We start from the raw sequence: 13,871 nt of genomic DNA, 5'->3' as shown, positions 1-13,871 counted from the left end.
CGATTCGCACCTTTTGCCCCAAACACTGGCGAATGAGCCTCACGGCTCCTGGGCGAGGGGCGTCACCGGTGGCGCCTGCCGCGCAGGTAGGCGGCGGAGCGGCGGGCCGAGCTGAAGGAACCGGCCGGGTTGGCGTCGGGGTCGACGGCGTCGTCGCGCTCCATCAGCCAGTGGTGGTCCGTGCGGCGGCCCCGGTGGCGTCTGAGGACGGTACCGATGAAGTGCTCGTAGTCGATGTCGCCGTCACCGACGTCGACCATGTGGTAGCCGTCCGGTGACGCTTCGTCGTGCTCGCCGTCCTTGACGTGGAAGAGCGGGTAGCGGTGCGGGGCCGCCAGTACGTAGTCGAGCGGGTCGAAGGGGGCCGGGGTGCCGTCGGGGCGGACGCTGAAGCGGTGCTGTCCGGCGTAGGCCCAGTAGATGTCCATCTCCAGGTGGACCAGTTCCGGGTCGGTCTCGGCGAGCAGCACGTCGTAGAGGCGCACGTGGGGCTTGTCCTCGGCGAAGCCGAACTCCATCTGGTGGTTGTGCTGGTAGAAGGTCAGTCCGCGGGCGCGTGCCGCCGCCCCGTAGGTGTTGAAGTCCTCAGCGGCGCGCTTCCAGCCGTCCACGGTGCGGCCGTAGCGGTCCGGACTGGCGGCCGTGCCCACATGGGGCAGTCCGAGCGCTGCCGCGTCGTCGACGACCTTCTCCAGTTGGGTGGCGAAGGTGTAGGCGGCCGGGTCGGCGGAGTAGTAGCCGACGTGGCTGCCGATGCCGCGCAGGCCGTGCTCCCGCATGAGGTGCTTGAGCTGCCGGAGGGTGAGGTCGCCGGTGCCCTGCGTGTAGCCGGCGAACTCGACCGAGTCGTAGCCGTAGCGCTCCAGTTCCCGGAAGACGGGGCCGAAGCCGAGCTGCTGGACCTGGTCGCGGAGGGTGTAGAGCTGAATGCCCAACTTGCCGCGCGGGACGATCGGGCGGCAGCCCCGGTGGTCCGCCGCCTCGGCAGACTGCGGTGCGGCGGCGGCGGGGCGTGCTCCCAGCAGGGTGGCGGCGGTGGCGCCCGCGGCGACGCCGAGGAAGCCGCGGCGGCGCAGCCTGCGGTGGAGTTCGGCGTACTGCGGGTCGGCTGATCTGCTGCTCATGAGGCGTCTCCCAGTGCGAGGTCGAGAAGCAGGCGTTTCACTTCGGTGGCGGGGAAGGCGGGGGCCGGCCCGCTCCGCCCGCGGTCGCCGAGCGCGTCGGCGCGGGAGCAGAGGAGTACGGGGCCGTCCTCGGTCCGGTCCGGGAGCCGTCCGTGGCTGCCCCGGATCGGAGCGGGGTCGAGGGGGACGACGGCCATGCGGTAGCGCATGCCGGTCTTCTTGCGGGCCAGTGCGGCGGCGGCGCGGAGTTTGACGTAGGGGTCGTTCGGGTCCATGAACAGCTCGACGGGGTCGTAGCCGGGCTTCCGGTGGATCTCCACGAGCTGCGCGAAGTCGGGGGCGCGGCGGTCGTCCAGCCAGTAGTAGTAGGTGAACCAGGCGTCGGGTTCGGCCACGGCGACGAGTTCGCCGGAGCGGGGGTGGTCCAGGCCGGCCTCCTTCTTCCCGGTCTCGTCCAGGAGCTGTTCGAGGCCCGGCAGTCCGGCCAGTGCCGCGCGGGTGGCGGGCAGGTCGGCGGGGTCGCGGACGTAGACGTGGGCGAGCTGGTGGTCGGCGACGGCGAAGGCGCGGGAGGTCCACGGGTCCAGGTACTCCATGCCGTCCTGGGTGTGCACTTCCAGGAGTCCGGCGCGGCGCAGTGCGCGGTTGATGTCGACGTGCCGGCGCACCCGGGTGATGCCGTACTCGGAGAGGGCGACGACGGTGCGGCCCTCGGCGCGCGCGTCGGCGAGCAGTGGGGCGAGGGCGGCGTCCACGTCGGCGGCGGCGCGGTGGGCGCGCGGGTCGTCGGGGCCGTGGCGCTGGAGGTCGTAGTCGAGGTGGGGCACGTAGCACAGTGCGAGGTCGGGGTGCCGGGTGCGCAGGATGTGGCGGGTGGCGTCGATGATCCACTGCGAGGACGTCAGGTTCGCGCCCGGGCCCCAGAAGGTGAACAGCGGGAAGTCGCCGAGTTCGGCGACCAGTTCGTCGTGCAGGGCCGGGGGCCGGGTGTAGCAGTCCGGCTCCTTGCGGCCGTCGGCGTAGTAGACGGGGCGGGGGGTGACGGTCCAGTCGGTGTCCGCGCCCATCGCGTACCACCAGCAGATGTTGGCCACCGTGTAGCCGGGCTGCCGGGCGCGGGCCGCGTGCCAGAGCTTCTCGCCGCCGACCAGCGCGTTGTGCTGCCGCCACAGCAGCACGTCACCGAGTTCGCGGAAGTACCAGCCGTTGCCGACGATGCCGTGCCGGGCGGGGAGTTCCCCGGTGAGGAAGGTGGACTGGGCGGCGCAGGTGACGGCGGGCAGGACGGTGCCGAGGGGGGCCTGTGCACCGTCCCGGGCCAGGGCGCGCAGGTGGGGCATGTGGGTCAGCAGCGCGGGGGTCAGTCCGACGACGTCGATGACCAGCAGCGGGGTGGTCACGGCAGCTCCTTGAGGCCGAGGCCGGTCAGCAGGTCGCGTGCGGTGGACAGTTCGGCGGCGAGGCCGTCGGCGAGCTGCGCGCGGGTGGTGGGGCGCAGTGCCGCCGGGAGGGCCTGCCAGGTGTAGGTCTCCACCTCCAGGTGCCGGGTCAGCGGGGTGGGGCCGCCGACCAGATGGCCGAGGGTCTCGCCGAGCACGTCGGTGGTGGCGGTCAGCGGGGGGTCGAGGGGGGCGTGCAGCGGTACGTGGAAGTGGGAGCGCCAGGGCCCGCCGGTGGGCAGGGCTCCGGGGGCCAGGGCCCGGTCGAGGTCGTCGGTGGCGCGGAGGGTTCCGTCCGGGGTGCGGGCGCGGGTCTGGTGCAGGAAGCGGGGTTCGGCGAACTCCGCGAGTGCGGCGCGCACCTCGGGCCGGTCCGGGTGCTCGGCGTGCAGCGCGGCGGAGAGCTGGGACTTGACCACGGGCAGCCCCGCCTCGGCGAGCGCGGCCAGCGCCTTGGCCGGGTCCTCGAAGGCGGTGGCCAGGTGGCAGGTGTCCAGGCAGCCGCCGATCCGGTGCGCGGGCGGGCCGTCCTCCTGGGCGAGTGCCTGGACCAGGTCGGCTGTGGTCTCGACCGTGCAGCCGGGCTCGGGTTCCAGTCCGACCCGGATGGAGCGGCCGGTCAGCTCCTCCAGTGCGTCCAGCCGGGCGGCGAGGGCGTGCAGCCGGGTCAGTGCGCGGTGCCGGGCCTCGGCGTCGAAGCCGGTGCGCCAGGCGAGCGGGAGGGTGGAGACGCTGCCTTCGCGGACGTCGTCCGGGAGCAGTGCGGCCAGCAGCCGGGCCAGGTCGGTGGTGTGCTCCAGGCGGGCGTCGTCGGTCCAGTCGGGCCGGTAGACGCGGTACTTGACGTGTTCGTTGCCGAAGCCCTGGTAGGGGAAGCCGTTGAGGGTGACGACCTCCAGTCCCGCCCGGTCCAGTCCGGAGCGCAGCCGCCGGACGGCCGCCGGGTCGTCGGTGAGGGTGCGGGCCGCGTCGCGGGCGAGCCACAGGCCGATGCCGAGCCGGTCCCGGTGCAGTCTGCGGCGTACGGGCTCGGCGTATGCGGTGAGTTGCTCCAGTACGCCGTCGAGCTGTTCGGCCGCGTGGACGTTGGTGCAGTAGGCGAGGTGGACCGTGGTGCCGTCGGGGTGCCGGAATCGCATAACCGCGCTCTCCTCACTCTCCGCCGCGCAGGATGGAGTTGCCCTGGAACAGGTGCTGCTCGCGCGCGCCGGGCGGCGGGACGTCCAGGGCGAGGCGTCCGCTCTGGCCGTAGAAGGCGACGGGGTTGCGCCACAGCACTCGGTCGACGTCGTCGTCCTCGAAGCCCGCGGCGAGCATGGCGTCGGCGACGTGGCCGGTCTTGAGCGGGTCGCTGTGCCCCCAGTCGGCGGCGGAGTTGACCAGCACGCGCTCGGTGCCGTGCACCCGCAGGATGCGGACCATCCGGTCGGGGTCCATCTTGGTGTCGGGGTAGATGGAGAAGCCCAGCCAGCAGCCGCTGTCCGCCGCGTCGCCCACCGTCGTCTCGTTGAGGTGGTCGAGCAGCACCCGCTCGGGAGCCAGCGGGGATTCCCGGAGCACGTCGAGGGTGCGGGCCAGCCCGGCGGCCTTGTCCCGGTGCGGGGTGTGGACGAGGGCCGGCAGTTCGTGGTCGTGGGCGAGTTGGAGCTGTGCGGCCAGTGCGTCGTCCTCCGCCGGGGTCATCGAGTCGTAGCCGATCTCGCCGACGGCGACCACGCCGTCCTTGAGGAGGTAGCGCGGGAGTTCGTCCAGTACCGGGAGGCAGCGCGGATCGTTGGCCTCCTTCGGGTTGAGCGCGAGGGTGCAGTGGTGGGCGATGCCGTACTGGGCGGCCCGGTAGGGCTCCCAGCCGAGCAGCGCGTCGAAATAGTCGAGGAATGTCGCGGGCGAGGTGCGCGGCTGGCCGAGCCAGAAGGAGGGCTCGACCAGGGCCCGTACCCCGGAGGCGTACATCGCGGCGTAGTCGTCGGTGGTGCGGGACGTCATGTGGATGTGCGGGTCGAAGATGCGGCGGGTCGGCCTGGTCATGGGCGTCACGCTCCTCGCTCCGGGCGCTGCTGTGGCGCGCGGCTGGCTACGGCTCGGGGGACGGGCGGGGCGGGGTCGGCGGTGGTGCGGGGGCCGGGCGTGGCGGGTGGGAGGACGTGGTCCTGCCGGTCTCCCCCGGCGCCGCGAGCCGGGCGAGCCGCAGCGCGCGGTCGAGGTCCTCGGGCACGGAGCGGCCCGCCGCGGTGCGCTCGTGCGCGTAGTCCTCCAGCATCCGGGCGAGTTCCTCGTCCCCCGAGGCGCGGTGTGCCAGCCCGGCCAGCGCGCTCAGCGGTACGCCGGTGAACAGGCACTTGAGCACGCCGTGCCGCCACTGGTGCGCGTCCAGGTGTGCTGCGGCGTACGGTCCGAGCGCCGCGGCGATCAGCCGGGTGTCGTTGGTCCGCAACGCGTCCTCGACCAGTTCGAGGGCCGCCGCCGGTTCGGGCGGCGGGTCCAGGTGCGGCAGGGCCAGCAGGACGGCCCGCCGCTCGTCGCCGGTGCCGTGCCGGTAGAGCCGGGTCAGCTCCTGGATGCCGGGGGCGGCCGCGTGCAGGATGAGGACGCGGGCCACGTCGACCGGGTCCGGCACCTCGGTGCTGTCCGCGGCCGCCCCGCGGCAGGTGCGGCCGGCGCGGGCGAAGTGCAGCTCCCAGCGCGGGAGGCGGGGCACGGAGCGGGTGCGGGTCGCCGGGGTCGGGGTGCCGGACGGTGGGCTCGCGGTCCGCCGGACACCGGCCGGCGGGGTGTCCGGGTCCGTGCGGTGCCGGTCGTCCGCCGCTTCGGCCAGCGCCCGGTGCAGCCAGGCACGGGGCTCCGCGGCCAGTCGCAGCTCCAGGGCGGTGCGCAGGGAGGCGAGCGGGGTCAGCACGGGATCTCCTCCTGCGGCAGGGTGCCGTGCCGTGCCGGTGCCGCCGTCCCGGCTTCGGCCTCGGCGGCGGTCAGGAACGCGAACGAGTCGGCGGCGCGTGCGGGGCCGGCATGCGAGTCGCGGGGCAGTTCGACGGTGACCAGGCCGTCGTAGTCCGCCTCGCGCAGCGCCGCCAGCACCGGCGGGAAGTCGATCTCGCCGTCGCCGAACGGCAGGTGCGTGTGGTCGCCGCGCCGCATGTCCTCGATCTGCACATGCCGCAGCCAGGGTGCCGCCTGCCGGACACAGTCGGCCGGGGGGCGCGGTTCCAGGCACTGGCAGTGTCCGATGTCGAGGGTGACGCCGAGGAGTTCGGGGCTGCCGAGTGCGGTGCGCAGCCGGTGGAACCCGGCCAGGTCCCCGAGCAGGTGGCCGGGCTCCGGCTCGATGGCCACCGGGAGGCCCGCCGCGCCCGCGGCGTCCAGCACCGTGCCGACGCCGTCCGCCAGCCGTTTCCAGCCGGTCTCCGGGTCCGTGCCGGTCGGCAGGGGGCCGCTGAAGCAGTGCACGGCGTGGGCGCCGAGATCGGCGGCGACGCGTACGGCCTTGAGCAGCAGGTCGGTGCGGGCGGTGCGGGCATCCGCGTCCGGGTCGAGCAGCGTGGGGTGGTGTTTGCGGCGCGCGTCGAGCACATAGCGCGCGCCGGTCTCGACGGTGGCCGTCAGCCCGTGGCGGGCCAGCGCGCGGCCCACCTCGGCGGTGCGGGCCGGGAGCCGGGGGGCGAGAGGGTCGAGGTGCATGTGGTCGAGCGTCAGCCCGACGCCCGCGTATCCGAGGTCGGCGAGCAGTCCGAGGGCGTCCTCGAGCCGCAGGTCGGCCAGCCCGTTGGTGCCGTAGGCGTAGCGCAGTGCGGGGGCGTTCCTGGACGGGGTCATGTGGGGCTGACCTTCCGGGAGAGACGGCGGGCGACGGGCAGCAGGCCGAGCAGTGCGGCGGCGGAGAGCGAAGCCCCGGTCCTGACCCGCGGCGGGGTGGAGGGACGGCAGGCACGTGCGGTGAGTGCGGCCTGGAGCGGGATCATGGCGCGGATCCCGGCGCCCACCGCTCGCTGGAGCAGCGGCGGCGAGGGGTTGAGCGCGGCGTGTGCCAGCGGTCGGGCGGCTGCCGCCGCGTAGGCGGCGCTCGCCGCGAGGGTCAGCGGTGCCCGCTGCCGGGCCAGCACGGCGGTGGTCGCCGCCACCGCGCCCAGTGCCGCGAGCGGCACCGCGGGGGCACCGCCTTCCGCCTCGCGCCGGGAGACGGAGGTGACCGCGAGGGTGTGTGCCCCCATGAGGGCGGCCGCGCCCAGCACCGGTGCGGGGCCGGGCCTGGGCGGGGGTGCGGGTGTGCCGTCGGTCCCGGGTGCGGAGGGGCGCTCGATGGCCGCCGCGCCCAGGAGCACGTCCAGGGAGCGGGCCGCCGCCATGGCGGCGGGACCGGCCGCGGTGTGCTTGAGGCGGAGGTCGTACGCCCACACGGTGGTGGCCAGCGCGGTGGCCGTGAGGAGCGGGAGGCGCCCGGCGCGGGCGGCCGACGCCAGTCCGGCCGCGGTCAGTCCGGTCGCGGCCGCGAGGGCAGCCCCCGGCCGGATGCGGCCGGAGGGCAGCGGCCGCTGCGGTCGCTCGCGGGCGTCCTCCTCCTGGTCGGCCCAGTCGTTGAGCGCCATGCCCGCCTCGTACAGGCACAGCGAGGCCCCTGCGGCCAGCGCTGTCCCCCGGCCCGGGCCGCTGCCGACCGCCACGGCGCCGACCACCACGTCGCCGGGCACGGTCGAGACCGCGGAGATCCGCAGGAGTTGCGCCCAGGCGGCTGCTCGGCCGGTCACCGGGCGGACCCGGCGCCGTCGGCGGACGCGCCGTCGGCGGACGCGGCACGCTCGTCCACTCCGGCGGCGTCCCCCGGCCCGCGCCGGAAGCCGCGGGCGAGGTCGAGCAGGGCCCGCCACTGGCCCGGCAGGTCGGCCGGACCGCTGTCGGGGTCCTTGAAGTAGAAGCCCAGTCCGGGCACCGGGCCGGTGAGGCCGCGTTCGTCGGCGCGGGCGAGCAGCCGGGCCAGGTCGAGGACGAGCGGGGCGGCGAGCGCCGAGTCACAGCCCTGCCAGGTGGTCTGCAGCGTCATGCGGGAGCCGAGGAAGCCGTCGAAGGCGATGTGGTCCCAGGCGGTCTTCCAGTCGCCCATCGCCGGTACGTCGTCGATGTGCACCTCTCCTTCCGGGAGGGTGCCGAGGTTGTCGGCCAGGACCCGCGCCTTGCCCGCGTTCTTGGCGGCAGCGGCCGCGGGGTCGGCGAGTGCCGCGCCGTCCCCGCCGCCGAGCAGGTTGGTGCCGCTCCAGGCCCGTACGGCCAGCGCGCGCTGCGCGAACATCGGGGCCAGGACCGACCGGAGCAGGGTCTGCCCGGTCTTGCCGTCCCGGCCCGCGTACGGGAGGCGGGCGGTACGGGCGGCTGCGGCCAGCCGGGGGTGGTGGAGGCCGGCGGACGGGGTGAAGTTGACGTAGGGGCATCCGGCGCGCAGGGCCGCTGCCGCGTACCGGGAGCTGGGCGGCAGCGGGGTGTGCGCGCCGCCCGGTGTCTCCCCGGGGTCGGGCGGGGGCGGCTCGGTGCTGGCCACATTGATCACCACGGTGCGGGCCAGGCCGTGGGTGCGGGTGAACTCGGTGAGGTCGGCCGCGTATCCGGCGATCAGTTCCTCCTCGGCGCCGGCGTCCTCCGCGGCGGGTCCGGCCGCCGGGGCGCCGGGGCGGAGGGCGGCGTCGGCGGCGGCGAGTTCGGCACGCACCGCCGCGGGCAGCCCGTGCGGGAGGACGCCGGCGTCGGCGAGCGCCTCGGCCCGCTTGGGGAGCGGGCAGGAGGCGGTGTCGTGTCCGCCGAAGACGAGGGAGTCCAACGGTGGCAGGGCGGCATCGGCGAAGGGGTCGGTCTCGGTGACCATCCCGACGGGTGGATGCAACCGGGCCGCGAGCGCCGCGGCTCCGGTGATCGCGGTGGTCGCCACGGAGCCCCTGGCGCCGATGAGCCACACCCCGGTGCGGGGCGGCCGGACGTCGGAGCTGTCGGTGCGGTCGGTCACGGTGTCCTCCCTGATGCTGCTGCGTACGAAGGGCCGCGGGCGGGCGGGGACGCGGGGCCGGCCACGCCCCCGCCCGGCGGCGGCCGGGCCGGGCGGGACGGGCCCGGGTGGAGGTCCGGGCCGTCCCGCCGCCCGGGTCCGGAGGGACCGGGCGGCGGGACGGCCGGGCGGCCGGTGGGGTCAGCGGGGTCAGCGGGGTGCCGACGCGCGGATGCGCACGTCGCGGAAGGCGACCTCGTCCCCCTCCCCGTGGTTCTGCAGACCCACATATCCGTCAGTGAGGCTCCGGGCCGGGTCGGTGTTGGTGAAGTCGTTGATCAGTACACCGTTGAGGAGGACGCGCAGTCGCTCGCCCTCGACCCGGATCTCGTAGGTGTTCCACTCCCCCGGCGGATTCAGTGCGGCGTCCCGTGCCGCGAGGTCGGCCGACTGGAAGCCGTAGACCGCCCCGGTGGTCCGGTCGTCGGCGTCGGTGGCGTCGATCTGGATCTCGTAGCCGCGGTCCACGGCCGACCAGGGGTCGTCGGAGGCGGGGAAGCCGACGAAGACACCGGAGTTGTCGTCCCCGTCGGCACTGGCCATCCGCCAGTCGAGCTTGAGCGAGTAGGAGCCGTAGGAGCGGGCGGCGTACCACAGCAGGCCCATCCCGCCGCGGGTGGTGAGGGTGCCGTCGGCGCTCTCCTCGAACGAACCGGGACCGGCCTGCCGCCACTCCTCGGTTCCGGGACCGTCGCCGGTTCCCTCGTACAGTGCCGTGTAGCCGGTCTCCGGACGGCAGTCGGCCCGTACCGCGCCGGTGGCGTACCGGATGCCGCCCAGCAGGTGCGCGCGGAAGGCGGGGTCGGCATAGGACTCCCGGGTGTGCCCGGCGCCGGTGTAGAAGGCGCGGCCGCCCGCGTACTCCTGACACCAGGCCAGCGGGTGCTCCTCGCCCATCGTGCCGCCGGTGTAGGAGTCCTCGTCCAGGGACGCCAGGATGCGGGCGTGTTCGCGCGGATCGGAGCGGTAGTTGTACCACTCGTCGGTGCGCTCCCAGTCCGCGCCCAGGTGCGCGGTGGCGGGGTGGGCGCGGTCCTCGATCCGCACCGTGGCGGGCTGGATCGCCGGGTGGGACGCGAAGTAGGCGCCCGCGAGCCCGCCGTACCACTCCCAGTCGTACTCGGTGTCGGCCGCGGCGTGCACGCCCACGTAGCCGCCGCCGTCGCCGATGTACTCCTCGAAGGCCGCCTGTTGGCGCGGGTTGAGCACGTCGCCCGTCGTCGAGAGGAAGACGACGGCGTCGTACCGGGCCAGCTTCCTCGGGGTGAAGGCGGCGGCGTTCTCGGTGGCGTCGACGGTGAAGCCGTGCTCGGCGCCGAGTTCCCGCACGGCGGCGATGCCGTCGGGGATGGAGTCGTGGCGGTATCCGGCGGTCTTGGAGAAGACCAGCACGCTGCCGGCCGCGTGCTCGTGCCCGCCGGGGTGCTGCGCGGCCTGGCTCGGCGCGGCGAGCGCGCCGGCCATCAGCGCACCGGCTGCCAGGGCGAGGCGGGCGCGAGGGGTGGATGCCCGGTTCATGCGCGTCCTCCGTTCAGCCGGTGGTGACGGTGAAGCTGTCCAGGTCGTAGAGCGCCCCGTCGCCTCCGGTGAAGACGAGGCAGAGCGCGCCCGCGTCCTCGGGGACGCCGCTGAGGTCGGCGCTCACCTCGGTCCAGCCGTCCGAGGCGGAGACCTGCGCGGTGCCCAGCAGTGGTCCGTCGGGGCCGTCGGCGCGGACTTCGAGCGCCGCGTCCGCGGTGCCGGCCACCCGCGCGGTGAGCTGGGTGACGTCGGCGGGCGCGTACGGCTCGTAGGCGATCCACTGGCCGTCCCGCGCCCCGGTGACGGCCTTGCCGCCCTCGGCTCCGGCGGCCTCGCCGGTGCTGACGCCGTCCGCCGCGCTGGTGAAGTGCTCGGCCTGGCGGTGCTTGGGCTGCAGGATGCTCTGCCCGTGGCTGGTGAGCGGGGGTTGTCCGTTGGCGCCGTTGTCGGTGTAGGAGGCGTCGAAGACGCCGAAGATGTCGGCGTTCGGGTCGTGTTCCCCGTCGGCGAGGGTCTTGATGGTGCCCTTGCAGCCCTTGGCGGAGGTGAGGGGGTGGCCGTGGCTGTCGTGGCCGAGGATGTAGGCGACCTCGACCCGGGAGCAGTCGATCTGCTCCTCCTCGGGGTCGGTGACCTGCACCTCGAAGGGGATCTCGTCGCCGAAGGAGAAGGGCTGCCCGTCGGCGGGGAGCTTCAGTTCGACCTGGGGCGCGGTGTTGCCGACGGTGATGTGCACGCTGGCGGAGCCGGTACGGCCGGAGGGGTCCTCGGCGGTGACGGTCGCGCTGTAGGTGCCGTTCGTCTCGTAGGTGTGGGTCGGCTCGGCCTCGTCGGAGGTCGCGCCGTCGCCGAAGTCCCAGCTCAGTTCGGTCGTGTCACCGTCCTGGTCGGTGGCCTCGGCGGAGAAGGAGACGGTGAGCGGGGCCTGGCCGTCGCTGATGTCGCTGCTCGCCTCGACGACGGGGCTGTGCCCGTCGGTGGCGTTCTCGATGCGGTAGAGGGCGGAGTTCTCGTCGCCGTTGAAGTAGCCGGTGCCGTAGTCGAGGACGTAGAGCGCGCCGTCGGGGCCGAAGTCCATGTCCATGACCTGGGTACCGGACCACGGGAAGTCGTTGATCCGCACGTCGCCGCCGTCGCGGTCCTGCTCGACGCGCTTGATCCAGCGGCGGCCGAACTCGCCGGCGAAGAAGTCGCCGTCGTACTCGCGGGGGAAGGCCACCGGGGAGTCGGAGTGGGGGTCGTAGCGGTAGACGGGGCCGCCCATCGGGGACTCGGAGCCGTCGCCGAACTCGGGGACGGAGTCGCCGTCGTAGGGGATCCACGCCGGCTGGGCCGCGGGGAGCCGGGTGCGTCCGGTGTTGTGGGGCGAGGTGTTGCGCGGCGCGGCGCAGTCGAATTTCTCGCCGGAGGTGCCGGTGGCGAAGTCGTAGTCCGTGTAGGCGTCGTTCTTGCCGGTGCAGTACGGCCAGCCGTAGTTGCCCGGGCCGGTGACGCGGGCGAACTCGACCTGGCCCGCGGGGCCGCGCTGCGGATCGGCGGTGCCCGCGTCCGGTCCGTAGTCGCCGACGTAGACGGTGTCGGTCTTCTTGTCGACGGTCATCCGGAAGGGGTTGCGGAAGCCCATCGCATAGATCTCGGGCCGGGTCTTCGCGGTGCCCGGCCGGAAGAGGTTGCCGCGGGGAATCTTGTAGGAGCCGTCCTTGCGGACCTTGATGCGGAGGATCTTGCCGCGCAGGTCGTCGGTGTTGCCGGCGGAGCGCTGCGCGTCGAAGGCGGGGTTGCGGTCGGCGCGCTCGTCGATGGGGGTGTAGCCGTCCGACTGGAAGGGATTGGAGTCGTCGCCGGTGGACAGGAGCAGGTTGCCCTTGGAGTCGAAGGCGATGTCGCCGCCCACGTGGCAGCAGGTGCCCCGGTCGGCGGGGACGTCGAGGACCTTGCGCTCGCTGGACTCGTCCAGGGTGCCGTCGGGGCGCAGGACGAACCGGGAGAGCCGGTTGACGCCGGCGAACTTCTCGAAGTCGGCGGCGGTGCCGGTGTCGGGGGCGTCGCCCTCGGGGGTGTCGAGCGGCGGCGCGTAGTAGAGGTAGACGAAGTGGTTCTTGGTGAAGCGCGGGTCGACTCCGACGCCCTGGAGGCCCTCTTCGTCGTGGTTGTAGACGTCGAGACGGCCGGCGGTCTTCGTGTTGCCCTGCGCGTCGGTGAGCCGCAGGGTGCCGTCGCGTGAGGTGTGCAGTACGGAGCGGTCGGGCAGCACGGCCATCGTCATGGGCTCGCCCATCTCGGCCACGCCTTTGGCGAGGGTCACCTGCTGGAAGTCGCCGGCGGCGGGCTGGGCGGCCTTGTCCGGGGCGGAGGTGGCGGGTGCGTCGGCGGCCTGGGCGGCGACGGCGGTCGCGCCGGTGAGCAGGAGGGCGCCGACGAGTGCGGCTACGCGGGTGCGGAGACATCGTTGTCCGCGAGGTCGAGTGTGCACAGCGGATCCTCCCTGGTGGGGGTGGGTTGACTGGTGCCGTGCGCTGCGCCCGCGCTGCACTGGAGGGGGCGCGCTGTTGTCCCGTACGCCTCAAGGACGGTAGCGGCGTTTATCCGGAGCGGGAACCCCTTTGACACGCATACCCGGTAGTTTTGTCCACGCGCAGGACAAAGACCCGGGAGCACGCGAGGACCCCGCGCGACCGCACCGAGGCGGAAGCGCGCAGCGCGGAGCCGGGGCACCGAGAACGGTGCCCGCGGCCCCGCAGCGGCGCCGAGCGGGCGGTCAGTTGCCGAACGCCGAGTCGAACGAGGCAGTCGGCGGTTCGTAGTCGAAGGCCCGCAGCCGCGCCAGCGCCTCCGGAGCGCCTGCGAGCCGGTCCATCCCGGCGTCCTCCCACTCGACGGACACCGGCCCCTCGTAGCCGATGGCGCGCAGCATCCGGAAGACGTCCTCCCAGGCGACGTCGCCGTGCCCGGCCGAGACGAAGTCCCAGCCCCGGCGTGGATCGCCCCACGGCAGATGCGAGCCGAGCCGGCCGTTGCGGCCGTCCAGCCGGCGCCGGGCCTCCTTGCAGTCGACGTGGTAGATCCGGTCCCGGTAGTCGTAGAGGAACCCGGCCGGATCCAGGTCCTGCCACACGAAGTGCGAGGGGTCGAAGTTCAGTCCGAAGGCGGCCCGGTGCTCGACCGCCTCCAGGGCGCGCTGGGTGGTCCAGTAGTCGTAGGCGATCTCGCTGGGGTGCACCTCGTGCGCGAACCGCACGCCCTCGGCGTCGAAGACGTCCAGGATCGGGTTCCACCGCTCGGCGAAGTCCGCGTAGCCGCGGTCGACCATCTCCGGGGGCGTCGGCGGGAACATGGCCACCAGATGCCAGATGGAGGAGCCGGTGAAGCCCACGACGGTGCGCACGCCGAGCGCCGCGGCGGCCCGCGCGGTGTCCTTCATCTCCTCGGCGGCCCTGCGGCGCACCCCCTCGGGGTCGCCGTCGCCCCAGATGCGCGGGGCGACGATGGCGCGGTGGCGCTCGTCGATGGGGTGGTCGCAGACGGCCTGCCCGGTGAGGTGGTTGGAGACCGCCCAGCACTCCAGGCCGTACTTGTCCAGCAGGCGCCGCCTGCCGTCCACGTATCCGGGCTCGTGCAGCGCCTTGTCGACCTCGAAGTGGTCGCCCCAGCAGGCCAGTTCCAGGCCGTCGTAGCCGAAGTCGCGGGCGAGGCGGCAGACCTCCTCCAGCGGCAGATCGGCCCACTGCCCGGTGAAGAGGGTGAACTTTCGTGCCACGGTGACCT

The 13,871-nt window shown here is 74.0% G+C and carries 11 protein-coding genes; all 11 read right to left on the bottom strand.

What is annotated here, in order from left to right; genetic code table 11:
- Nucleotides 1–62: 62 nt before the first annotated feature.
- The 11 genes from A949_RS0127850 to A949_RS0127800 all read right to left on the bottom strand — a co-directional run bounded on the left by A949_RS0127850 (nucleotide 63) and on the right by A949_RS0127800 (nucleotide 13,863).
- Nucleotides 63–1,124 carry a sugar phosphate isomerase/epimerase family protein gene (locus tag A949_RS0127850; RefSeq protein ID WP_019359342.1) on the bottom strand — a complete coding sequence of 354 codons (1,062 nt, stop codon included), beginning with the start codon at nucleotides 1,122–1,124 and terminating at the stop codon, nucleotides 63–65.
- On the bottom strand, nucleotides 1,121–2,524 hold the full coding sequence (locus A949_RS0127845; RefSeq protein WP_019359341.1) for a nucleotide pyrophosphatase/phosphodiesterase family protein: 1,404 nt from the start codon (nucleotides 2,522–2,524) through the stop codon (nucleotides 1,121–1,123). Before A949_RS0127845 ends, A949_RS0127850 begins: the two co-directional genes overlap by 4 nt.
- Nucleotides 2,521–3,702 (bottom strand): metabolite traffic protein EboE, encoded by a 1,182-nt coding sequence (eboE, locus tag A949_RS0127840; RefSeq protein ID WP_019359340.1) that lies wholly within the window; start codon nucleotides 3,700–3,702, stop codon nucleotides 2,521–2,523. Before eboE ends, A949_RS0127845 begins: the two co-directional genes overlap by 4 nt.
- A 13-nt stretch (nucleotides 3,703–3,715) precedes the next feature.
- Nucleotides 3,716–4,591 carry a TatD family hydrolase gene (locus A949_RS0127835; RefSeq protein WP_019359339.1) on the bottom strand — a complete coding sequence of 292 codons (876 nt, stop codon included), beginning with the start codon at nucleotides 4,589–4,591 and terminating at the stop codon, nucleotides 3,716–3,718.
- Nucleotides 4,592–4,637: 46 nt separating this feature from the next.
- Complete coding sequence (locus A949_RS34820; RefSeq protein ID WP_019359338.1) at nucleotides 4,638–5,459, bottom strand: EboA domain-containing protein; 822 nt, start codon at nucleotides 5,457–5,459, stop codon at nucleotides 4,638–4,640.
- Complete coding sequence (locus A949_RS34815; RefSeq protein ID WP_019359337.1) at nucleotides 5,453–6,373, bottom strand: sugar phosphate isomerase/epimerase family protein; 921 nt, start codon at nucleotides 6,371–6,373, stop codon at nucleotides 5,453–5,455. The genes A949_RS34820 and A949_RS34815 overlap by 7 nt, the downstream gene beginning before the upstream one ends.
- Nucleotides 6,370–7,302, bottom strand: coding sequence for an SCO3242 family prenyltransferase (locus A949_RS0127820; protein ID WP_019359336.1), 933 nt, complete (start codon nucleotides 7,300–7,302; stop codon nucleotides 6,370–6,372). The genes A949_RS34815 and A949_RS0127820 overlap by 4 nt, the downstream gene beginning before the upstream one ends.
- Entirely contained in the window at nucleotides 7,299–8,546 is a 1,248-nt protein-coding gene (locus tag A949_RS0127815; RefSeq protein ID WP_019359335.1) for an inositol-3-phosphate synthase, read from the bottom strand. The genes A949_RS0127820 and A949_RS0127815 overlap by 4 nt, the downstream gene beginning before the upstream one ends.
- 189 nt (nucleotides 8,547–8,735) lie before the next feature.
- Nucleotides 8,736–10,103 carry a ThuA domain-containing protein gene (locus tag A949_RS0127810; RefSeq protein ID WP_019359334.1) on the bottom strand — a complete coding sequence of 456 codons (1,368 nt, stop codon included), beginning with the start codon at nucleotides 10,101–10,103 and terminating at the stop codon, nucleotides 8,736–8,738.
- A gap of 13 nt (nucleotides 10,104–10,116) precedes the next feature.
- Nucleotides 10,117–12,579: a PQQ-dependent sugar dehydrogenase gene (locus A949_RS0127805; RefSeq protein WP_019359333.1), complete on the bottom strand. Its 2,463-nt coding sequence runs from the start codon at nucleotides 12,577–12,579 to the stop codon at nucleotides 10,117–10,119.
- 285 nt (nucleotides 12,580–12,864) lie between these two features.
- On the bottom strand, nucleotides 12,865–13,863 hold the full coding sequence (locus A949_RS0127800) for a sugar phosphate isomerase/epimerase family protein (RefSeq protein WP_019359332.1): 999 nt from the start codon (nucleotides 13,861–13,863) through the stop codon (nucleotides 12,865–12,867).
- Nucleotides 13,864–13,871: the final 8 nt, after the last annotated feature.

The organism is Streptomyces sp. AA1529 (assembly GCF_000280905.1).
Taxonomy (GTDB): Bacteria; Actinomycetota; Actinomycetes; order Streptomycetales; family Streptomycetaceae; genus Streptomyces.
The sequence above is the reverse complement of the archived record's forward strand: the minus strand, read 5'-3'. Positions and strand labels throughout refer to the sequence as shown.

Coding starts and splice junctions, on each gene's coding strand:
- A949_RS34815 (WP_019359337.1), bottom strand. CDS start 6,373: ATGACCCCGTCCAGGAACGCCCCCGCACTGCGCTACGCCTACGGCACC.
- eboE (WP_019359340.1), bottom strand. CDS start 3,702: ATGCGATTCCGGCACCCCGACGGCACCACGGTCCACCTCGCCTACTGC.
- A949_RS0127810 (WP_019359334.1), bottom strand. CDS start 10,103: ATGAACCGGGCATCCACCCCTCGCGCCCGCCTCGCCCTGGCAGCCGGT.
- A949_RS0127850 (WP_019359342.1), bottom strand. CDS start 1,124: ATGAGCAGCAGATCAGCCGACCCGCAGTACGCCGAACTCCACCGCAGG.
- A949_RS0127835 (WP_019359339.1), bottom strand. CDS start 4,591: ATGACCAGGCCGACCCGCCGCATCTTCGACCCGCACATCCACATGACG.